The sequence below is a fragment of the Streptomyces sp. TRM64462 genome (assembly GCF_013362995.1).
Classification (GTDB): domain Bacteria; phylum Actinomycetota; class Actinomycetes; order Streptomycetales; family Streptomycetaceae; genus Streptomyces.
Genome location: NZ_JABWDV010000031.1, coordinates 1 through 426, shown reverse-complemented (window position 1 = coordinate 426; position 426 = coordinate 1). Strand labels below are relative to the sequence as shown.

Sequence of the window (426 nt, the reverse complement as noted above, 5' to 3'; positions counted from 1 at the left end):
CGGTGTCCCAGGCGGCGACGGCGGTCTTCTCGGCGTCGCTGGCGGCGAGGGCGGCGCGCGCCGGGTCGGCGTCGGGGGCGGTGTCGTCGAGCCAGCCGGCCCGTACGGCCTCGGCGGTCTCCTGCTCGACCTCGGCGAGGCGCTGGCGCAGGTGCCCGGCCTCGCTGCGGGCGCGCTGGGCCTCGGTGGCGGCGCTGGTGGCGTCGCGGTGGGCGGTCTCGGCGGCCTCCTGGAGGGCGGCGGAGCGGCCTTCCTCCTCGTCGGCGTGCCGTTCGCCGTCCTCGGCGGCGGCGTGGAGGGCGCGGATCAGGTCCGTCGCGGCCTTGGCGCGGGCGGCGAGTGCGGGGGCCGCGTCCCGCTCGGCCTCGCGGATCGCGGCGGCCACGCGCGCGGAGCGGTCGGCGGCGGCGCGGTGGCGCAGCACGG

Annotated in this window: 1 protein-coding gene; it reads right to left on the bottom strand. The window is 81.7% G+C overall.

Going from position 1 to position 426, the window contains the following annotated elements; genetic code table 11:
- On the bottom strand, positions 1–426 hold a 426-nt coding region (locus tag HTZ82_RS01450; RefSeq protein WP_175407407.1), incomplete at both ends, for a hypothetical protein.